The organism is Kitasatospora sp. NPDC098663 (genome assembly GCF_044760075.1).
Lineage (GTDB): Bacteria > Actinomycetota > Actinomycetes > Streptomycetales > Streptomycetaceae > Kitasatospora.
The window spans coordinates 49444-69277 of the sequence record NZ_JBIWAP010000028.1 but is presented as its reverse complement, the minus strand read 5'-3'; the positions used below and the strand labels follow the sequence as shown (position 1 = coordinate 69277).

At 72.0% G+C, this 19834-nt stretch carries 15 protein-coding genes and 1 pseudogene; 7 read left to right on the top strand and 9 right to left on the bottom strand.

What is annotated here, in order from left to right; genetic code table 11:
* Positions 1–12 precede the first annotated feature (12 nt).
* Complete coding sequence (locus tag ACIQVZ_RS27550; protein WP_350878699.1) at positions 13–576, bottom strand: hypothetical protein; 564 nt, start codon at positions 574–576, stop codon at positions 13–15.
* A gap of 212 nt (positions 577–788) precedes the next feature.
* Entirely contained in the window at positions 789–1070 is a 282-nt protein-coding gene (locus ACIQVZ_RS27545) for an SDR family NAD(P)-dependent oxidoreductase (protein WP_402453502.1), read from the bottom strand.
* A 34-nt stretch (positions 1071–1104) separates the two neighbouring features.
* On the opposite strand from ACIQVZ_RS27545, the pseudogene ACIQVZ_RS27540 reads away from it, so the two are divergent.
* Together ACIQVZ_RS27540 and ACIQVZ_RS27535 are read left to right on the top strand one after the other, a co-directional pair.
* Positions 1105–1269, top strand: a pseudogene (locus tag ACIQVZ_RS27540) (pirin family protein); the annotation flags it as partial.
* A 232-nt stretch (positions 1270–1501) separates the two neighbouring features.
* On the top strand, positions 1502–1693 hold the full coding sequence (locus ACIQVZ_RS27535; protein WP_350878698.1) for an HAD hydrolase-like protein: 192 nt from the start codon (positions 1502–1504) through the stop codon (positions 1691–1693).
* A gap of 53 nt (positions 1694–1746) precedes the next feature.
* Here ACIQVZ_RS27535 and ACIQVZ_RS27530 read toward each other — a convergent pair whose 3' ends face one another.
* The 3 genes from ACIQVZ_RS27530 to ACIQVZ_RS27520 form a co-directional block, all read right to left on the bottom strand.
* Positions 1747–2460, bottom strand: coding sequence for an SDR family NAD(P)-dependent oxidoreductase (locus ACIQVZ_RS27530; RefSeq protein ID WP_402453456.1), 714 nt, complete (start codon positions 2458–2460; stop codon positions 1747–1749).
* 167 nt (positions 2461–2627) lie between these two features.
* Complete coding sequence (gene gndA, locus ACIQVZ_RS27525; protein ID WP_402453455.1) at positions 2628–4073, bottom strand: NADP-dependent phosphogluconate dehydrogenase; 1446 nt, start codon at positions 4071–4073, stop codon at positions 2628–2630.
* 83 nt (positions 4074–4156) lie between these two features.
* Positions 4157–4420, bottom strand: a complete 264-nt coding sequence (locus tag ACIQVZ_RS27520; RefSeq protein ID WP_350878693.1) for a hypothetical protein — start codon at positions 4418–4420, stop codon at positions 4157–4159.
* A gap of 409 nt (positions 4421–4829) precedes the next feature.
* Between ACIQVZ_RS27520 and ACIQVZ_RS27515 the strand changes: the two genes are divergently transcribed.
* The gene (locus ACIQVZ_RS27515) at positions 4830–5399 is read left to right on the top strand and encodes a hypothetical protein (protein ID WP_402453453.1); all 570 of its coding nucleotides are present in this window, start codon (positions 4830–4832) and stop codon (positions 5397–5399) included.
* A 220-nt stretch (positions 5400–5619) separates the two neighbouring features.
* Here ACIQVZ_RS27515 and ACIQVZ_RS27510 read toward each other — a convergent pair whose 3' ends face one another.
* A complete protein-coding gene (locus tag ACIQVZ_RS27510; RefSeq protein ID WP_350878776.1) occupies positions 5620–5784 on the bottom strand; it encodes a cold-shock protein in 165 nt (54 codons plus the stop codon).
* Between the two features lie 967 nt (positions 5785–6751).
* Here ACIQVZ_RS27510 and ACIQVZ_RS27505 point away from each other — a divergent pair.
* A complete protein-coding gene (locus ACIQVZ_RS27505) occupies positions 6752–7306 on the top strand; it encodes a hypothetical protein (RefSeq protein WP_402453452.1) in 555 nt (184 codons plus the stop codon).
* A 260-nt stretch (positions 7307–7566) separates the two neighbouring features.
* On the top strand, positions 7567–7914 hold the full coding sequence (locus tag ACIQVZ_RS27500) for a hypothetical protein (protein ID WP_402453450.1): 348 nt from the start codon (positions 7567–7569) through the stop codon (positions 7912–7914).
* 124 nt (positions 7915–8038) lie between these two features.
* On the opposite strand, the gene ACIQVZ_RS27495 is transcribed toward ACIQVZ_RS27500, so the two are convergent.
* Both ACIQVZ_RS27495 and ACIQVZ_RS27490 read right to left on the bottom strand, forming a co-directional pair.
* Positions 8039–14962: a LamG-like jellyroll fold domain-containing protein gene (locus ACIQVZ_RS27495; protein ID WP_402453449.1), complete on the bottom strand. Its 6924-nt coding sequence runs from the start codon at positions 14960–14962 to the stop codon at positions 8039–8041.
* 439 nt (positions 14963–15401) lie between these two features.
* Positions 15402–16436, bottom strand: a complete 1035-nt coding sequence (locus ACIQVZ_RS27490) for a winged helix-turn-helix domain-containing protein (protein WP_402453448.1) — start codon at positions 16434–16436, stop codon at positions 15402–15404.
* A 224-nt stretch (positions 16437–16660) separates the two neighbouring features.
* On the opposite strand from ACIQVZ_RS27490, the gene ACIQVZ_RS27485 reads away from it, so the two are divergent.
* Together ACIQVZ_RS27485 and ACIQVZ_RS27480 are read left to right on the top strand one after the other, a co-directional pair.
* Complete coding sequence (locus ACIQVZ_RS27485) at positions 16661–17092, top strand: hypothetical protein (protein WP_350878683.1); 432 nt, start codon at positions 16661–16663, stop codon at positions 17090–17092.
* 43 nt (positions 17093–17135) lie between these two features.
* A complete protein-coding gene (locus ACIQVZ_RS27480; RefSeq protein ID WP_402453445.1) occupies positions 17136–17600 on the top strand; it encodes a hypothetical protein in 465 nt (154 codons plus the stop codon).
* A gap of 301 nt (positions 17601–17901) precedes the next feature.
* Here the strand turns inward: ACIQVZ_RS27480 and ACIQVZ_RS27475 are convergent, their stop codons facing one another.
* A complete protein-coding gene (locus tag ACIQVZ_RS27475) occupies positions 17902–19776 on the bottom strand; it encodes an ATP-binding cassette domain-containing protein (RefSeq protein ID WP_402453444.1) in 1875 nt (624 codons plus the stop codon).
* Positions 19777–19834: the final 58 nt, after the last annotated feature.

The following is a 19834-nucleotide window of genomic DNA, read 5'->3' as shown; positions in this document are numbered from 1 at the left end:
CCGGGGTGGGGGTCAGCTCGGGAAGGGCCAGGTCGGGCACCACGGCCAGGTGACCTGGCCCGGGTAGGGCGGGCCCCACGGCGGGCACTTGGGCAGGGTCGGCGTCGACGGGGCACTGGTCCACAGGATCTTGCCGTTCAGCTGGACGGCGATCGCGCCCTCGTTGTAGACCGCCAGTTCGGCGCCGGGGTTGCCGCCGGTGTTGCTGGCCCACAGCGGGGTGTTGGCGGCGGAGTACACGACGAGGTTGCCGTCGCCCTGCATGACCAGGACGTTGCCGTTGGGGATGGCCCCCTTGGCGACCCAGATCGGGGTGGTGTCGCGGTACAGGACGACGTTGCCGTCGCCCTGCATGGCCAGCATGATGTGGCCGTTCGGCGAGTACCAGGCCTGGTCGCGGTTCAGCAGGCTGTTCATCGGGATGTGGGTGGGCTCGGACGGCGCGGCGGTCACGGCGGCCGGAGCCGCGGCGGGGGCGGCGGCCTGGGCGGCGTCGGCGGTACCCGTGGTGAGGGCGCCGAACCCGATCGTGGCGAGGGCGGCCAGGGCGGCGACCCGGGAGCGGAGTCTGGACATAGGTGGGCTTGAAGTCCTTCCGGGGACAACGGAGTTGACGAGCCAGCGGGGGGTTCCTGCGGCGCCCGCCCCGCTGCGTCCGGCGCCGCACCGAACGTTAGGTCCGCGTCGCGCCGCCGAGCGGCAGATCCACCGGCAGCTTCCCGCCGGCCCGCCTGCCCGCCAGCCCGCCGGCTGGCCCCGGCTCTCTGGACAGGGCCCGCGCGGGGTGCTCAGAACGTCCCGCCGTCCAGTCGGAGGGTGCGGCCGGTCATGTAGGCGGCGTCGTCGGAGGCGAGGAAGGCGTAGCCCGCCGCCACCTCCTCGGGCCGGGCCAGCCGCCGCAGTGCGGTCAGCGTGCCGAGCAGCCGCGCCAGGTCCTGCGTGCCGGCCAGGCCGGGGTGCACGTAGCGCGGCGCGCTCTCGGCGGCCATGTCCGTGTCGGTCCCGCCCGGGGCGATGGCGTTGACGGTGATGCCCCGCGTGCCCAGCTCGGCGGACAGGTTCAGGACCATCGACTCCACGGCGGCCTTGCTGGCCGCGTACAGGGTGTGGTGGAACTTCATCGGCCGATCCGGTGAGGAGATCGTACAGGCACGAAGCGACTGGGAGAAGGGTTCCCGGTTCGGTGAAGTGCACGGCTGTGACGGCGCCCGCCTGCCCGCCCCGGAGTTGCCGTCGATCCCGTTGAAGTCGCGCGGACGGGTGCGCTGACCTGGTGAAACGTGCGGTTGGACGGGTTACTCTCCTGCTGGCGGCCGCCGTGCCGCGACGGCCGATCCGCTGTCGGTCCGATGCCCGTGGCCCGGGGGGATTGTCGAGCTCGGGGAGGGCCCGCCGAATCTCACCTTCGGGCGGGTGTGGCAGGGTTCAATCGGATCAATGCCGACCTCTTGCCGACTTTCCTGACGACATGTCAGTCGGGTCGCGCTGACTATTTCTACCGTTGTTCATCGGGGACTCGCTCGAAGATGTGCGGACCGAGGCGGAAGGCGGAGCCGCCGTGATCGCCGTCGCCTCCGGCACCACCACCGGCGACCAGCTCGCCGAAGCCGGCGCGGACCTCGTCCTCGACAGTCTGCGAGACCCGCAGGCGGTGCTCTACGCCGTCGCGGAACTCGCCACCCACCGGCAGTAGTTCGGCCGAGTCGACCACCACCTGGCTGATCGCCCGGCCACGCCGGGCGCTGCTCACCAGTCGAGCGGCTCACGTTCGTAGAAGAGGCCGCCGGTGGGGCCGTCATCGGGGAGGGTGGCGAGCCAGAACGGGGTGTCGGCCGCCTCCTCCGGAGTTCGGTCGGTCTCGCTGTAGGCCATGCGGGTGTTGGTACGGCCGGGGGATGCGGCGTTGACGAGGATGCCGGTGTCGGCGAGTTCGGCGGCGAGGATCTGGGTGAGAGCGTTGAGGCCGGCCTTGGAGACGCGGTAACTGACGTTGCCGGTGCCCATGTTGTTCCGGGAGCCGAGATGGCTGGTGATGTTGACGATCCGGCCGTAGCCGTTCTTGCGCATCTCCGGTAGGGCGGCGGCTGCGAGTCGCCAGGCGCCGAGCAGGTTGGTGTCGATGGTCGCGCGGACCCGTTCGAAGTCGGGAGCAGCGGCGCCTTGGCCGCGGTCGACGGCGACGGCAGCGTTGTTGACCAGGACGTCGAGGCGTCCGAACGGGGCGGCGGTGTCGGCGACGGCGCGGGCGACGCTCGCCGGGTCTGTGACGTCCAGCTGGTGGGAGTGGACGAAGAGCCCCTTGTCGGCAAGGGCGGTCTCCGCCTCGCGGCCGGCGAGGCGGTCGCGCACGCCGATGACGACGTGCATGCCGTGCTCGGCGAGCCGGGCGGCGATGGCGAGGCCGACGCCGCGGTTCGCACCTGATACGAGGGCGACGCGCTGTTCGGGGTGTGTGGTCATGCGGACAGTGTGGCGAGAAGCTGGTCGAGGCGCTCGGCTTTCGGGTCCTTCCTGTCCATCGGTAGCTCGGCTCGTGCCGCGAACGCTCGGGCCGTGTTGCGATGGGACGGGGCGATGGCAGCCAACTCGGCGGCAGTTTCCAGGAGATGGACGGCTTGGTCGGCGTTTCAGCGCTGTTCCTCCGGGCGGCCCTCGACCTCCCAGCGGGTGTGGAAGGTCCCGTCCCGGTCGACGCGGTGGTAGGTGTGCGCGCCGAAGAAGTCCCGTTGGCCCTGCACCAGGGCGGCCGGGAGGCGTCCGGCCCGCAGGCCGTCGTAGTAGGCGAGCGCGGTCGCGAAGCCGGGGGCGGGTACTCCCAGTTCGACCGCCGCCGAGACGACCCGTCGCCAGGCCGACTGCGCGGAGCCGAGCGCCTCCCGGAAGTGTGCGTCGGTCAGCAGGGTGGGACGCTCCCGGTCGGCCTCGTACGCGGCCCTGATCCGGTCCAGGAACCGGGCCCTGATGATGCAGCCGCCGCGCCAGATCGCGGCCATCTCACCGGGGTCGATCTGCCAGGAGTACTCCGCGCTGCCGGCCTGGATCTGGTTGAAGCCCTGGGCGTAGGCCACCATCTTGGAGGCGTACAGCGCCTGCTCGACGTCGTCCGCGAACCGGTCCGCCGCCGCGCTGTCGAGCCAGGTCTCGGTGGGGCCGGGCAACCCTCGTCCGGCCTGCCGGAGCGGCACGCTGCCGGACAGTGCCCGGGCGAAGACCGCCTCGGCGATCCCGCTCACGGGCACGCCGAGCTCCAGCGCGCTCTGGACCGTCCAGCGGCCGGTGCCCTTCTGTTCGGCCTGGTCCAGCACGACGTCGACGAAGGGCTTCCCGGTCGCCCCGTCGGTGTGGGCGAGGATCTCGGCGGTGATCTCGATCAGGTAGGACTCCAGGCGCCCGCCGTTCCAGGTCCGGAAGACCTCGGCGATCGCGTCGGGTTGCAGTCCGGCGCCGTGCCGCAGCAGGTCGTACGCCTCGGCGATGAGCTGCATGTCGGCGTACTCGATGCCGTTGTGGACCATCTTGACGAAGTGGCCGGCGCCGTCCGGTCCGACGTGGGTGCAGCAGGGCTTGCCGTCGACCTTGGCCGCGATGTCCTCCAGCAGCGGCCCCAGGACCCGGTAGGCCTCCGGGGTGCCGCCGGGCATGATGCTCGGCCCCTCCAGGGCGCCCTGCTCACCGCCGGAGATGCCGCTGCCCACGAAGTGCAGGCCGCGTTCGCGCAGGGCCGCCTCCCGTCTCCTGGTGTCGAGGAAGTGCGCGTTCCCGCCGTCCACCACCACGTCGCCCTCGTCGAGCAGCGGCACCAGCTCGTCGATGACCGCGTCGGTCGGCGCCCCGGCCTTGACCATGATCACGATCAGGCGGGGGCGTTCCAGGGCCGCGACGAACTTCTCCGTGGTCTCGGCGGCCACGAACTCGCCCTCGTGCCCGAACTCCTCCAGCAGTGCCGTGGTCCGCGCCAGCGTGCGGTTGTGCACGGCCACCCGGTAGCCGTGGCGGGCGAAGTTCCTGGCCAGGTTGCGGCCCATCACGGCCAATCCGGTGACGCCGATCCGGGCCGGTGCCTGCTCGGTCATGGCGGGAATCTCCAAGGGGTTTCAGGGTTTCGGGACTATCAGGACGATGAGGGCCGCCATCGGGGCTGCCAGGGCTGTCGGGGTTACTCCGCGGAGAGCGCGAGGATCTCGTCCTCGGGAAGCTCGACGTACTCCTCGCCCTCCACCCGGATCTCCGAACCGGAGAGCCGGTTGAAGAGGATCTTCTCGCCGACCTTGACGTCCACCGGGTGCGGCTTGCCGCTCCCCAGCTGCCGGCCGGGCCCCACCGCCACCACCTCGCCCGTCCACGTCTCCGGGTCCTGCGGGGTCGAGACCCCGAGCGGCTTGACGATCAGGTGGTCGTGCTTCGGGTGGAAGTCGGGCATGGCATGGTCCTCTCACGTGAGCGCGCCTGCGGGCGCAGCCGGGGCCGCCCCCCACATCGATTCTGCCGAGGTTCGGGGTTCCCGCACCCGAACGGAAGCGGGCGCGGGAGAACGGGAGCGGCCACGCGTCGCGGGCCAGGACGAGCGAGCCGGCGTGTCGATGCCGATCCGCGTCCGTGGCGCCGGTCGGGCGCCGCCGGTGGTGGGGCGGCAGAGCCGCCGGGCAGGGCGTACTCCGTTCGGGTCGCAGACGGGCCGGGGTCCGCCGGATGCCCGGTACCGAGTGCGGGGCCGAGGGTGAGGCCGCAGCGTGGCCGGTAGGCCCCTTCCCCTCGCCCCTGCATTCCCGCGACGGGTGCTTGCGGCCCAGTCCTTCCCGTACTCCTTCGCACACATCTGGAGCACCCGCATGACCACTGTCCTCACGCGCGTCCGGCGTCCGGCGCAGTACCTGGCCGCGGCGGCCCTGGCCGCCGCGGCCGTCACCGTCCCGGGCACCGCCCAGGCCGGCACCGCCAAGCCCGCCGCCGCACCCGCCGTGGACGCGTCCTGTCCCACCGGCAACGCCACCGTCGGCCTCAGCCCGGGAGCGACCCTGGAGCAGCGGCAGACCGCGATCTCGCTGCGGGGCAACGCAGGGCCCTGCATCTCCAGCGACCCCGCCATCACCGCGATCAGCTCCTTCAGCGGGACCGGGCAGGGGATGGTCAGCTGCGTCGACGCCGCCTACACCTTCACCGCCACCGTCGTGTGGAACACCGGCGAGGTCAGTACCGTCGCCGCCTCCTCGACGCTCAACCTGGGGCCGTTGGGCGACGCGGTCGCCGTCATCAGCGGACCGGTCACCTCCGGCAAGTTCGCCGGTGACACGGTCGAAGTGCAGATCGCGTTGCTGCCCGACAGCTTCGTCGGATGCGTCACCCCGCAGGGCGTCACGCAGCTCCAAGGCACCGTCATCGCCACCTTCGCCCACCTGTAGCCCACCCGGCCCGAGGAGTTCGAAGCGCTGACCGGCCCGCCCCGTCGGCCGCCGCCCCGTCGGCCGACCGCGGGCCGCTCCGTGCGCGGCGTGGGTGCGGCCATCGCCAACTCCGCGCTGACGGCCGACGCCGCCTTCGGCTGACCCCCGGTCGGGCGGGGGAGTCCTCCGGGCGAAGGGGGCGCGCGCAGGGTGTGCCGTCGCCGGGGGCCTCGACCCCTCAACGGGATCGTCCGGTCATGAAGGTCACCCTCTGATCGGCTAGCAGGCTGGTGTGGCCCGTTGCCGTGATGGCCTCGAAGTGGACGAAGACGTCGGCGGTCGAGTCGGGTGGGGTGATGAAGCCGAAGCCCTTCTCGTCGTGGAACCACTTCACGGTCCCGATGGCCGTCGGCTCCCGGAGGTGCTGTGCCTGGGGCTGGGCCTGGGGCTGGGCCTGTGCCCGTGCCTGGGACCCGGCGTCGGCGGTGAGGGTGGGGAAGACGGCCTGGGCGCCGGGTGCGGAGCAGGTGAGGGGCAGGGTGCCGGTCTCCAGGACCGGGCTCTGGAACGGGGCGCTCTCGTCGGCGGTGATGGTGCCGGTGCCGGCGGCGGGGCAGGCGAATCCGCCGGTCACCGCCAGGTTCCCGCCGCCCTGGTCCGGGGCCGCGCTGTCCAGGGTCACCTCGCCGACCCGGTCGTCGAGCAGCACGATCTGATCGCTGCCCAGGGAGTTGCCGAACAGGTCGGTCAGGGCCATGGTCACCGTGATGTCGTCGCCCCAACTGCCGCTCAGGCCCAGGAGCCCGTTGTCGACCTGCCCGCTGATCGGCTGACCGGCCGCACCGCCGAGGCAGACGAGGGGGAGGATCTCCGATCCGGTGCCGCCGGCGGTGTCCGTGGCGGTGACCGTGAGCTCGGCGCCGACCCTTGAGTCCTCGCATGAGTAACTGCCCGACCAGGACAGGAGACTGCCGGAGTAGCTCGCGGTGGCGATCTCCACCCCGTCGCTGGCCGGCTCCGCCGCGAAGGCCGGACCTGCCAGCGCCACCACCAGGGCAACCGCCCCGACCGGCACCACGGCACGCCGCACCAGCGGACGTGAGAACGCCGAACGTAGCGTCACGTAGCCGTAGTCGACCATCACGCCTCCATTCCTCTGCCTAGTTGATACGACCAGCGTCACAGCCGCTCACCCCCACTGCACCCTCCGCGCAGCAAACGGGCACCGTGCGTCGGCTCGGGCGGCAGACGCGCCGGGGGACGGTGGGACGGAAAGCGCCGGTCGTGCCGCTGCGCGCCGTCGCCCGGGGCAACGTTCCGTGTCATCGTGAGTGCACGAAGTAGATCGCAGCCACCCCTTCGGAGGTCCGATGAACACCGTGTGGTCCCGATTCCCGCTCTCCCGCCTGGCCGGTCCGGCCGGAGCCGTGGCGCTCGTCGGCGGGCTCGTCCTGGTCCCGGCGAGCGCACCGGCCCACGCCCAGGGCGTGGTTGACGTGCAGTGCGAGGGCACGTTCACCAGCGAGTTCACCCCCGCCCTGACCGACCAGCCGCAGAACATCAGCATCTCCAACCAGAACTCCTACGCGACGTGCGTGACGGGCCTTCCGGGGGCGAGCACGGTCACGAACAGCGAGACGGGCGAGAGCTGCGTCAACCTCCTCCACGTCCTCACCCCGTTCGACGAGACCATCACCTGGAGCGACCAGAGCACCAGCACCGTGCGGTGGACCAGCGTGGAGGACACCGGCGGCGCCGGAACCTTCACCGGCACCGTCACTGCCGGCCGGTACACGGGCGACACCGCTGTGAAGGTCTCGGAAGCCGTCGACATCACCGGGACCGACCCGGAACTGTGCCCGATCGGGGACGGCACCATCTCCAGCGCCAGCGGCCCCATCACCCTCACCTTCACCTCCGTGTGACCAGGCCGAAGCAGCCGTGAACCCGAACGGTCGTGAACCCGAACGGTCGTGAACCCGAACGACCCCGGCGACACCCGCCGCCGGGCCCCGACCCCGCCCCGATCCGCCGGCTGCCGTGCTCCACGGCCGGCCGGTACCGCCCCCGTGCGGTGGCGCGCGATGAATGCGGCGCCGATCCTGCGAACGGGATACGGGATTCCGTCGCCCTCCCGGGCGCCCTCGTCATTCCTCCCCCCGACCAACAGGCCAGGAGGCCCAGCATGTTCCCCTTCTCCGTCCACCGCCAGGCCCGGCGGGCCGTCGTCGTCACCGGGGCCGCCGTCGTGGCGGGCGCCGCGATGCTCTCCCTCGCCACCGCCCCTGCCCACGCCGCCACGCCCTCCTACACCTGCGACAACGTGACCGCCGTCGGCGGCCTGGGGACGGGGCAGCTCAACTGCGTCGCGTCCGGCGGGGCTCCCGCTTCCGGGCTCATCACCACGGCCTTCACCATCGTGCGCCGCTCCGACCAGGTCACCCTCTCCTGCGTCCCGGTCGCCGGCCTGGCGGGCGAGGCCGTCTCCTCCGACCTGATCACCGGCCTGTCCTGTACCGAGTCGCAGGGGTAGCCGCAGCCGTCGTCGACGCCGGCCGGACCGACGGTACGTCGGTCCGGCCAGCGTCTTGTCGTGCGGAAGGTGATCCGGCCTCCGGTGGTTCCGCGTGGAGGCGGATCTGTCCGTGCGGCTCAGCTCAGGGGTGAGGGGGTGAGGGGGTGAGGCTGGGGCGGGGACGGGGTGGATCAGGCGCCCCGGCGGCGTTGGGGTCGGAGCTCGCCAGCCACTGCGGGTCGACGACCTTGCCGTAGAAGTCCTCGAAGTTGGCCTTGTCGCTGTCGAGGTAGAAGGTCATGAAGCGGTAGGCGTCGACCCGGCCCGGCACCTCGACCGGGGTGCCGTCGTCGTTGAAGACCGGCTCGGACTGGTCGTTGTACTTCTGCATGTCGCCGGGTGTCTCGACGCGGACGTTGAGGCTGAAGGCCCGGGTCGACTCCTTCGACTTGGACCGGGAGTTGGAGAATCCGCCGCCGAGCGCGGCGTCCAGTTGGAAGCCGGCGCCGATGCCGAAGGCCTTGAACCCGAAGTCGATGCTGGCCGTGGCGGCGCCGTTGAAGCGGTAGGAGCCGGAGGTGGTCTCGGTCACCGTGTCGGTCGTCGCGGTGGTCTCGGCGAAGAAGCCGCCGTCGGCCGTCCAGACGTAGGTGTTGACGATGTCGCGGCGGGAGAAGCCCTCCGCGTCCTTCTGCTGGTCGCCGTTCTCCGGGCCGGGGCCGGGCACGGGCCCGGTGAAGCGGCTGACGAGTTCCTGCGCCCGGGCCTGGGCCGGGTGGGCGGCGGCGTCGTGGGTCTCGTTCGAGACGCCCGCGTAGAACGCCTGGCGGCGCTGCATGTCCTCGGTGATGCGGCGCTTGAGCGCGTAGGCCTCGGTCGGCTTGAAGTAGCTGTACTCGCCGTAGTCGCGGGCGTCCGGGTAGGCGGAGTCGGGGATCTTGCCCTTCGTCGGGGAGTAGCCGGCCATGCCGTCCAGCACACCCTGCTTGACGTAGCGCGGGTTGATGGCGAACGGCAGCAGGTTCCAGTCTCGCGGGATGTCCGGGTTGGGCAGCATCCGGTAGGCGACCACGGAGCCCGAGTGCGCGACCCGCAGGGCGAAGACGTCGGCGGTCTCGGACTGCACCAGTGCGTACCCGGTGTTGGCGGGCAGGAAGCGCCGCCCGCCCTCCGGGTTGACCTGCTGGTCCGCCTTCGTGCTCTCCCAGCCCCCGCTCAGTCCGACCGTGGTGGAGCGTGCGGTGTCCAGGGTCTCGGAGACGTCCGTCTGGTGGCCCCAGCCGTTGGAGTACTCCAGCGTCGTGCCGAGACCCGCGTTGACGTCGAAGTCGATGACGGGCTTGGCGATGCCGAAGCCGAGCGGCGCCGTGATCAGCAGGGTGTCGGCGTCGGCGTTGTTGGAGAACTGCATGGCCAGCGAGGCGTCCACGGTCTTCTCACCGCCCGAGGTCAGCGTCTGCACCACCTGGTCGGCCTGCTGGAACTCCACCGAGGTGGTGTTGATGTAGCTGAGCGAGCTGGGCCGCCGGGTCGCGATCAGGTTCTCGGCCGGGACCGGCGGCGCGCCCTCGATGTAGCCGACGAGCTGCGGCGCGAACTGCACCTGTCCGAGCCACTCGGTCGTCAGGTCCCCGAGCTTGTGCCCCGTGATCAGGTTCCAGCTGCCGTTCTGGAGGTAGGCGTAGGCCCGCTTGAGGACCCCTCGGGTCGAGCGGTCCCTCAGCCGCTGCAGATCGGCGTACTCGCTCACGGCCGGGGTACCCGCGATCGTCTGGACGAAGCGCGGCTGACCGGTGGCGAAGGCCGGCCGTACCTCGGGTGTCTCGGAGGAGATCGGCGCCGTGGACATCAGCGGCTGCGGGCGCGTGGCGGCGTCGGTGCCCAGCGGCAGGTGCAGGCGACGCGGGCCGTGGTCGCGCAGCTCGGTCGCGTCCGTCTCGGTCGACTCGTCGTCGAAGGTGTAGTACGCCAGCAGATCGATGCTGTCACCGGTCAGCCGACCGAACAGGTTGTCGAGGATCTGTTCCTCGCTGCGCGCCGAGCGCCAGACCCGCACCTCCTCCAGCACGCCCAGGTAGCCGTCCTCGGTCGGGATGTCGACGAGTTGCGGTACGTCGGGCAGGTCGGTCTTCGTCGGGGTGCCGCCGATCTGCGGCAGGCTGGGGAGGTCGATCACCGTCGGGGTGCCGATGCGGCCGCCCAGGGTGAACTGGGCCGATCCGTAGGCGCCTTGGGAGGGTGCCTGGGCCGCTTCGAGGGGTGTCGCCTGAGTGGTCCGCCCGTCGACGTACAGCCGGAAGCGGCTGCCCTTGGGGTCGGGGTTCTTGGTCCACCGTGCGCCGTGCAGCCGGGCCTGGTGGCTTCCCGACTCGTCCTGCGCCGCGTTGCCCGCGTTCTCCTCGAACCGCCAGTGGGCGACCAGGCCCTGTGGTGTGATCCGGGAGTCCACGCCGCCGTCCGCCGGGGCCTGGGCGGTGCCGGGCAGGTCGACACCGAGGTCGTCTGCCTGGCGGGCGGTGTTCCACACCCGCACCTCGCTGATGACGCCGGTGAACGAGTCCTCCGCCGCGCCGCGCTGGGCCCGGCCGATGTCCAGGGCTCCGGTGTGCCCGAGGTCGGGGGCGTCGGCGTAGCGGATGTTGCCCGACTCGGCACCGTCGATGTAGAAGGTGATGTCGGACCACTGGCGGATCACCAGGGACTCGATCGCGTTCACGATGAGTTGGGCGGGCTTGCCCTGGGCGTCCGTGACGGACAGCGTGCGCTGGCCCGTCTTCTCCTCGCGGGTGTCGCCGAGCTTGCGCACCACCGCGACCCGCTGGAACTTCCCGGCCTCGACCGCGCCCGTCGAGGTCAGCCGGACCTCCTTGCCGTCGCGGTCCTCGAAGGAGAAGACGAGCTTGCCGTCGGCGGCGATGCCGAGCTGGTACGGGACCCGGCGTCCGCGGCCGTCGTCGACACGGCCCTTGGAGAGCAGGCCCTGCGCGCTGCCGAGCGCGTCGGTCTGGAGGAAGACCTCCAGGGTGAGGTCACGGCCGATGTTGAGGTCGTCGGCGTGCGGGGCCTGCGCGTACACCCCGTTGGCGAAGCGCAGCGCCCACGACTGCTCGAAGGCGCCGGCCACATGCGTCCAGCGGTCGACCGGGATGGTCGCGCGGGAGGTGACGAAGCGGTTGCCGACGCCCATGACCAGCGGGCGTTCACCGCCGGCCCGCCGGTCGACGCTCGGGCCGAGCGCGAGCACGTACTGCGAATCGTCGGCCGCCGCACCGGTGTTGGCGTGCAGCACGCGCGGGGTACCGGTCGCGGTGGTGCCCGCGACCGGCTTCAGCCACGCCTCGATGGTCAGGTCGTCGGCGTGCCGCGCCGACGCCAGCCGCGCGCCCTCCAGGGTGGGAGCCGCGGTGGTGGCGGCGAAGGACAGCGCCCGGCCCGGCAGGTCGCCCCACCAACGCGGCGGGCGGGCCTGGCCGTTGACGGCGGCCTCGCCATCGGTGACGGACCCGGTGGTGGCCCCCGCCGTGCTGACGACGGACGCGCTCACGTACCGGGAGCCGTACACGGCGCTGGCGCCGGGCCGGGTGTGGGTGACCAGCCGCGGGTCGTACGACAGGCGCTCGACGGCGGTCCCGGCGGCGATCGCGGCCGAGGCCGGGCCGTACGTCAGCCGCAGCTCCGTGTCCTGCTCCTCGACGGCCTCGGCCAGCACGTAGACGCTGCCGCCGACGCCGACCAGCTCGCCCGCGGCGAGCGCCGCGGGCGCGCCCGGAGCGGCGAGGGTCAGCACGCCGTCCTTGAAGCCCGCGACCGAGCCCACGGGCAGGGGGGTGTCCCGCATCCCGTTGATCGAGGCGGCGAAGCCCTCGGCCTCGCGCGGCAGCAGCGCCCAGGTCTCGGTGTCGCCGTCCTGGAGGGCGAGGGTGAGGGTGCAGCGGTCGTCGGTGTCGCCGGTGCTCACCTTGATCGTGACGCCGGCCAGGTCGACGCCCGCGTCCCGGGCGGTGAGCAGGACCGTCGTCCCCTCGGAGGCGGCGACCGTCTTCGTCGACCGGTCGATGTTGGTGTTGTAGAACAGGCCCGTCAGCCGGTCCTGGTCATCGCGGTAGTAGAGCCCCAGATGGCCCGTGCCGCTCTCGGCGAGGTGGGGCGAGTCGCTGGTCACGGCGAAGTCGAGCAAGGCCCCCGACCAGCCCAGGCCCAGCCGGTCCTGGCCGATCCGGGCCATCGGCAGCGTGCGGTCGCTGCGCCCCGTGGTGTAGGCGGAGAGCCGGCCGAGTTCGTCCTCGTTCTTCTTGACGGCGGTGGTCAGGGAGGTGATCTGCGCGCTCCAGGCCCCGAACGCGGCATCGGCGTTGTTGACGGCATCGACCCGGGCGAGGGCCGCGGCGACCTCGGCGACGTTCTTGACCTGGTCGGCCCCGGCCGGACTGACCGGGATCGCGTAGAGGTAGAAGGCGCCCCTGAGTCGGCGGCGCCCCCACTTCAGCCGCCCGTTCGACCACGCCGCCACCAGGGGGATCTCCTGGTGCGGTGAGTGGCTGTACAGCAATGCCCCGCTCGGTCGTTTCTTCGCCGGCTTCGGCGGCTTCGGCGCGGAGTCCCTGAGGACCAGAGAGTTCGGCTGCGAGCTGGGGCGCGGCCACAGCCCTGCCCCGTCGCCCAGCACGATGTCCTTGTCCGGGCCCTGACCGGTCAGGCTCTTGCCGGCCTTGACGCTCTTCAGCGTCTTGCCGTTGAACACCCACTGCGTGGCGGTGTTCCCGGCCGCCGGCGCGCCCTTCGACAGCGAGGGGCGGTAGCCGCCCTTCCCGTCGGGCACGACGGTCAGCACCGACACGACGTCACTGCGCCTGCTGGCGGTGTACTCGCGGCCGACGTAGGCGTAGGCGTAGGCGTAGGCGTCGGCGTCGGCGTAGGCGTAGGCGTAGGCGTCGGCGTAGGCGGTGGCGAAGTAGGTGGCGTAGAGCACGCAGGTGGTTCCCTGCGGGTCGGCGGTTTTCCCCGTCACCGCGGCCCTGCGCAGGGCGGCGGACAACGCCTTCTCCGCGTTATCCGGGTTGGCCCGGTCCTTCTTCAGCTGGGCCTTGCCCTGCCGGGCCGCCTTCAGCAGCGCCTTGTCGCGGAGGATGTCCGCCTTCAGCTGGTTCTGCCGGGCCGGATCGACCGCCTCGACGCTCGTGCCGATCACCGGCAGGTCGACCACATCGGTCAGCTGGGCCAGGCGGCCGTCCCGGCCGACCGCCACGTCCAGGGCCGCGATCCGCCCCTTGGTGTCACCGGCCGTGCTCGCGGTCCAGGTCAGCAGCACCCGGGCCTGGCGCTTGAGGGGCCGCACCGAACCGCTGCCGACGAGCCCCTCCTCCTGCTGGTGGTGCAGCACCGCCGACAGTCCGCCCACGACGGTACGCCCGGTGACCCGGAACGCGTCACGCCGGATGCCGGGGTGGTCGGCGACCGGGGCGTCGGAGGCCACCCAGCTGGTGGTGCCCTTCAGCGCGGCGTGGGCGGCACTGGGACTCTGGTCGTACGCGGTGCTCCCGAGGCCCTCGTCGAAGCGGTAGTACGCCACGAGCTCGGGCTCGTCGCCGACCAGACGCTCGCCGCGGGTCTGCGCCACGCGCGGCAGGCGCCGGGCCCGGGACCACACCCTGACCTCGTCCAGCACGCCCGCGAAGTGCCCGGCCGTCGTACTCGTCGTACTCGGCTCGCTCGCCGCGTCCGCCTCGCTCGCCGCATCCACCTCACTCGCCTCGCTCGCCGCATCCGTCGCGCCGAGCAGCAGCCTGCCGTCCTGGCCGGGCGTGGCGGCGACGGCCAGATCGCCGGTGGCGACGCGCGCGCCGTCGACGAGCAGGGTGGCCCGGGTGCCGTCGTACACGGCGGCGACATGGGTGAACACGCCGGCGCCGACCAGTCCGTCGTCCGTGTCCAGCGTGTCGGTGCCGTGCGCGAGGACCAGTGCCCCCTCGGCGCTCACCGACAGCGTCACACCGTCGGCACCGGTCGACAGGACCGTCCCGCCGGCCGCCTGCGGCTCGACCCACGCCTCGACCGTGTACGCAGCGGCGCCGAACCCGCTCGGTGCGGCGGCCTCGCCGTAACCCTGCCCGGACGCGCCCGGCAGGCCGAGCGCCGATTCGGCGAACTCCGTCCTCGGCGCGACGGGCACGAGCGGCTGCTGCGTGAACGGGCAGGTGCCCGGGGCGCGTTCGAGGACCGAATCGCGGTACTGCGGGTCCGGGCTGGTCCACAGCCGGCTGCCCTGCGTGTGGAAGAGGCCGTCCTCGCCCTGCTCGACGTTGATCGCCTCGATGCTCCGCGACTGCGCGTTGTGGACGAACAACTGCCAGCGGCTCGTCCCCGCGATCCCGGTCGGCACGAGCAGCACCGCGAACCGGCCCGCCTCGGGGCGGCCCGCGAAGCCCAGTTCCAGTGTCGGCTCGTGGAACGGGACGCCGTTCATGTCCTTGATGCCGAGGCCGTCCTTGGCCGAGTCCGGCCGGGTCCGGTGCCGGCTGCGCCGGTAGCGCACCTCGACGACCGGCCGCAGCTCCCCGCCCGCGAGGACGAACCGGTCGCACAGCAGCGCCCCCGGCGCGACGGCGGTGACCTCGCCGGACGCGCCGGCTCCGGTCAGCGCGCCCGCACGGGTGCGGACCAGCGCGTCGGGGTCCCCTGCGGCGACGGCCTGACGGAAGACGAAGACGTGCTTGCCGTCCGACACGGCCTGGAACGGCACCGCGGCGGTGAGCCGGGCCGTGCTCGACAGGAACGGGTCGATCTCGTCGCCCCGGAAGACGTCGTCGGGGCCCTCCTCGGCCCGCGCGCCCTGCCGCACCCGGGGCAGCCGGTCCGCGCCCAGCAGCGCGAACCCGGCGCGCGTCAGCTCGCGCGGGAAGGCCAGCTCCTTGGGGTCCTCGGACCAGTGCTGCACATCGAGGTCGGCCGCACCGCCCTCCGTGCCGCGCTGCGACGCGGTGACAGCGGAGTTCAGGTCGAGGACGCTGTAGAAGATGCGGCGGGTGTCGTCGAGCGCGAGGGCGACCGTGGTGCCCTGGTGCCGCACGAGGGTGGTGTGCAGGTAGGTGCGGTCGCTGTAGGTCTTGAGCCTGCCGCCGGCCGGGCGTTCTGCGGACTCGTGGGAGTCTTCCTTCCGGCGAGGGCGCCTTCGGCCCGTCGCGCCCGGTTCACTCCCCGACGGGTCCGCCCCGAACCCCCGAAGTGATCATATTGGCGGGATGTGGATCACGACGTGGGCCACTCCCCGTGAAGAAGGAGCAGGCGGGGAGGTTCGCGGACGACGGGACGCGGGAAACCGTCCGCTCACCTCTCGGCCGAAACACCCGTCACCCGAAAGAGTGAACGGTGAGCGTCGGCGCGCCCGTCGGCCTCCGCCAGGTACCGCGCCGCCGGGCCCAGGGCCGGCATTCCGCCGTGCCACCGCCTGCCGTGCCACCACCTCGTGCCACCGCCTGCCGCACCACCGAACCGCGCACCAGCCGGCGTCAGAGCGGGTTGGCTGTGAGCAGCCCGGTCCCGAGGGAGGTGAGGGCGTGGGCGACGCGTTGGCCGTCGCGGATCGAGGTGATCATTCCGGCCGCGCGCAGACTGGAGGCGTGCTGAGAAGCGGCAGGGGCGCTCACCCCGAGGCGGAGGGCGAGTTCGGTGGTGGTGCATCCCGTGCCGATCGCCCGCAGCGCGGCGGCCTTTCCTCTGCCGATGAGCGCGGTCAGGCCGTCGACGTCGGCGGGCGGCGGCAGGAGGGTCTCGGAAGCGGTGTAGGCGAAGAGGGGCTGCTGCCACGGGCTGGCGATCGCGGGGGAGAGCATGCCGCCGAGGAACAGGTTGGGGGACAGGACGAGCCCGGCGTCGGCGGTGCGTTCCAGATGCTCCGGAACGGTTGGGGCGAGGCCCAAGAGGGTGAGTTCGAAGCGGGTGGGGTCGCTGAAGGCCCTGTGGATGCCGGCCAGCATCCTGCCTGTGCCCTGGTCCCCCAGGATGGTTCGGCGCATGCTGATGTCGGCGTAGAGCAGCTTGGCCATGCCGGGCCAGTCGTCGGCCAGGCAGGTGCTGTAGAGGGCGTGGACTGCGTCTAACAGGCGGTTCATCTGCACGGTGCCGCCGTCGAGCAGCTGTGCCACAGGCTTCGGTAGGGGGCCCAACTCGGCGTACCGGGCCAGCTCTCCCTGGACCTGCTCGGTGCTGACCGCGCTGATGGCGTCCAGTTCGTCGGCGATCGACACGCCGCCCGGGACCAGCGGTATCGGGGGAGTGAGGAAGTCCGGGATGCAGAGCCGGTTGGCCGTGACCAGTTCGATCAGGGGCAGGGCACGGGCCGGTACGCGGGAGCGGACCGCGCGCCACCACCGGCGGGCCGGCAGCGGAGCCGCGCCGTCCTGGTGGAGCCCGATCAGCCACCGACAGGCCGGCAGTGGAGCCCCGTTGTCCTGCTGGAGCCCGACCAGCAGGTGCTGAATCGGTGAGATCGCGAACCGTACGTTGGCCAAGTCCCGTGCCCCGAACGCCACAGCCACGCGCATGCTTCCCGATCCCCTCGGTCCGCTTAAGGCCAGGGCTTAATAGCTGTCCGTCCAGGCAAGCGTCAAACAGCATCTATCACAGACGCCACCGAGGCGGACGCCCGCAGGTTTCGCGGGCGAGCGGTGGCGCTCGCACGTTCGCACCGGGCCGCCACCCGGTGCCGCGGGCGCCGCTGCGCGGACAGGCCCGGGAGCCCGTGTGCCCCGGCCGGAGAGGAAGAGAAATGCGGAAGATGAACGCCAGGTCGAAAGCGGCCGCCGCCGTGCTCGCGATCGGAGTCACGGTCGGGGGCGTCGCGATGGCCGCGCCGGCGAACGCGGTCACCAGCGGCACCTACTGCGGGGCCACACAGCAATACGCCGGGGACGTCTACGCCCAGGCCTGCCTCATCGTGAGCGGGTACTCCGTGTACCCGTCGATCCATGTCACCAACCACGGCAACCACACGGTCACCGGGACGACTTGGATCAACCACCTCGGCGCCTACGAGGACTACGCCACCTGTAGCGGCATGACGGCGAGCGACCCCGGAGCCTGGTGCAACGCGGGGTGGGACTGGATCGGCAGCAACGGCTACGCCCAGGCCCAGGGCTCGCTCGTCATCGACGGCGTCACGTACGGCAAGGTGTTCTCTCCGTCCGAGTACATCAACTAGCCAGGAGCTGTCCGGCCGATCGTGCGGTCCGTACTCTTGCCTCGTGATTGATCACGGCATCGCTCTGCCCTACTACCGTCTCCATGTCGTGCCCGCGGTTGTGGCGCTGGCCAGCCCGACATGGCAGCGAGAGGTGTGGCTCGATCCGGATCAGTTCGAGAACCTTGACTACGCCGTGCATGTGCTCTTCGACGACTTCTGCGATGCGAGCAGTCCGCGGCCCTGGCTGGGGCAGTGCCTTCGCAGCGAGGAGGAAGTCGAGCTGATGGCGCGTCTTGGTGCGGCCTACAGCGCGGTACAGGACTCGGTCGGCGCCGCTGCCGGCGACGAGGTCTATCTGGACTCACCAGGCTGGTCTGCCGTAGTCGCCGCGGCAGACCGGTTGGCCCAGGTGCTGGTGTCCAATGATCACTCGGCGTCGAGCAAGCTGCATGACGCCGGCTATCGCTGGCCGCTCGACACCGAGCCAGTTTCGTCCGGAACGGAAGACGTGCACGTCGATTCATGACCGCAGCCAGATGACCAGGGCAGCGGCGGTGACCGTGCCGAGGAAGACGTACACGCGCCTGCCATACCTGGTCGGTGCGCCACGAGGCGTCATGGAGTCGAGTGAGGTGAGAGACCATCACCGCCGGGTTGTCGCAGCGACCTGGTTGAAGCTGGGGGCAGTTCGTCTCGGGGGATGCCGGGACGGGCGGTAAGCAGCCCTGACAACGTCGGGACGGACTGGCACTGCCAGACGGTTCGGGTTCGGCTATGAGCTTTGCAGACAGCTCAGAGCCGTAGCCGGCCAGGTGCGGGACGGCGGGTCAGCACTCCTCTTGGAGTTTCAGAAGGTCGTGAAACAGGCCCGGGTTGGTGGAGAGTTCGTTCCAGGATCCGACCTGTACCACTTGACCGTCCTGGAGGACGACGATCAGGTCCGCGGCGCGCGCGTTCGACAGCCGGTGCGTGACGAACACGGTGGTCCGGCCCGCCGCGAGGGATTTGAGGCGGTCGAACACCCTGCGCTCTGCCCTGGCGTCCATGGCGGCTGTCGGCTCGTCCAGGACGAGTACCGGGGCGTCGCGGTGGAAGGCGCGGGCGACCGCAAGGCGCTGCCACTGGCCGCCCGAGAGGTCGTGCCCGCCCCACCAGGAGCGGGCGAGGGAGGTGTCCAGGCCGTGGGGGAGCCGGGCGAGGACTTCGTCCGCCCCGGCGGCTTCGGCGGCGGCGAGGACCGCGGCGTCTCCGGTGGACATCGCCTGGCCGAGGGTGATGTTCTCCCGCGCGGCCAGCGGCCAGCGGGTGTAGTCCTGTGGGACAACGGCGAGTTGGCCGAACACGGTATCAGGGGTGACCCCGGCGAGGTCCTGGCCGTCCCAGGTGACGGTGCCCGCCGTCGGCAGGTACAGGCCGGTGAGGACCTTCGCGAGGGTGGTCTTCCCGGAACCGTTCTCGCCGATCAAGGCGACCATCTCGCCCCGGTGGACGGTGAGGTCGATGCCGTCGAGGGCGGGGCGACCTGTGCCGGGGTAGGTGAACTGGACGTTGGTGGCGGTGATGGCCGCCGGGGCTGCGGTGATCCGGGCGGCGCCGCGCCGGTTCGCCCAGGCAGCGGCGATCCGCAGGAAGGTGACCCAGTCGTCCAAGGCCAGGCAGGTGCGGAACAGCCCGGCCCCGGCGGCGAGCAGACCGGCGGAGGCCGCCGAGGCGGTGCGCAGGGCGAGCGCGGCGGCGCCGACGGCGGCCGGGCCGGTGCGACCGGTGGTGGCCAGCCACAGCAGCACGACCCAGGTCGCGAGAGTGGCCGCCGCAGTGAGTGTGTCACCAGCTCCCCTGGCCAGCAGGGCCCGGCGGGCTCCGGCGAGCTGTTCGGCCTCCAGCCGTGCGGAGACGGTGCGGTACTGCTCGGTGAGGTAGGGGCCCATTCCGTTGGCCCGGACCTCGTCGGCGGTGTTCCGGTCGGTGGTGTAGCCGCGGAAGACGCCGCGCAGCCGCGCATCGGCGAGGGTGCGGTGGTGCGCGGCGTGTTCGACCCGGGCGGCCCGCACTGCGCCCCACGCCGCGGGCAGAGAGGATACGAGCAGCAGCGGCAGCAGCGCGGCGTGCAGGTAGGCGATGAACGCGGCGCCGGCGGCCAGACGGGCGGCGGCCGCAGTGAGACGCTGGGCGTCGATGATCAGGTCGCGGGCGCGGTCGGTGCTGTCGGCGGCGGCCTCGTACGCGTTCGAGAACGCCGGGTCCTCGTAGGCGATCAGCTCCGCGCGGGTGGCGGCGGCGATCACCTGGAGGTCGGCTTCGCGGACGACCTTCGGGGCAAGGCGGGCGGCGGCGCCTTGGGCGGCGGCGTCCGCGAGGTAGCGCCCGCCAGTGGCCGTGCCGAGCAAGGCCAGCGGCCAGACGTTCGCGGCCAGCGCGGCGCCGAGGCCGCCGACGGCGAACAGGGCGGACAGGAGGCGGGTGGTGGCGCCGAGGGCGGTGACGGTCAGGGCGGCCGTCACCGCCTGTGCGGTGAGCAGCAGCAGAACGGCGGGGCGGTCGGTGCGCCAGCCCAGGACCAGGGCCTGGCGCAGGGCGGCCGGCAGGCGGCGGACGATGGAGCCGGTGCTGACGGTGCGCGCGACGGCGTCGTGGCAGTCGGCCTCCAGCGCCATGTGCGGGACCTGGCCGGTCGGGGCCAGCGGGAGAGCGGGAGCGGTCACCCGCCCATCAGGGCCCGGAACCAGGCAAGCGGGCAACTGAATTCCCCAAGAGGCTAGG

What these genes read in the sequence shown, in the direction of transcription:
- ACIQVZ_RS27520 (WP_350878693.1), bottom strand. Translation starts at nt 4,420, where the DNA reads ATGCCCGACTTCCACCCGAAGCACGACCACCTGATCGTCAAGCCGCTC.
- ACIQVZ_RS27505 (WP_402453452.1), top strand. Translation starts at nt 6,752, where the DNA reads ATGAACACCGTGTGGTCCCGATTCCCGCTCTCCCGCCTGGCCGGTCCG.
- ACIQVZ_RS27515 (WP_402453453.1), top strand. Translation starts at nt 4,830, where the DNA reads ATGACCACTGTCCTCACGCGCGTCCGGCGTCCGGCGCAGTACCTGGCC.
- ACIQVZ_RS27550 (WP_350878699.1), bottom strand. Translation starts at nt 576, where the DNA reads ATGTCCAGACTCCGCTCCCGGGTCGCCGCCCTGGCCGCCCTCGCCACG.
- ACIQVZ_RS27490 (WP_402453448.1), bottom strand. Translation starts at nt 16,436, where the DNA reads ATGCGCGTGGCTGTGGCGTTCGGGGCACGGGACTTGGCCAACGTACGG.
- ACIQVZ_RS27545 (WP_402453502.1), bottom strand. Translation starts at nt 1,070, where the DNA reads ATGGTCCTGAACCTGTCCGCCGAGCTGGGCACGCGGGGCATCACCGTC.
- ACIQVZ_RS27500 (WP_402453450.1), top strand. Translation starts at nt 7,567, where the DNA reads ATGTTCCCCTTCTCCGTCCACCGCCAGGCCCGGCGGGCCGTCGTCGTC.
- gndA (WP_402453455.1), bottom strand. Translation starts at nt 4,073, where the DNA reads ATGACCGAGCAGGCACCGGCCCGGATCGGCGTCACCGGATTGGCCGTG.
- ACIQVZ_RS27530 (WP_402453456.1), bottom strand. Translation starts at nt 2,460, where the DNA reads ATGACCACACACCCCGAACAGCGCGTCGCCCTCGTATCAGGTGCGAAC.
- ACIQVZ_RS27485 (WP_350878683.1), top strand. Translation starts at nt 16,661, where the DNA reads ATGCGGAAGATGAACGCCAGGTCGAAAGCGGCCGCCGCCGTGCTCGCG.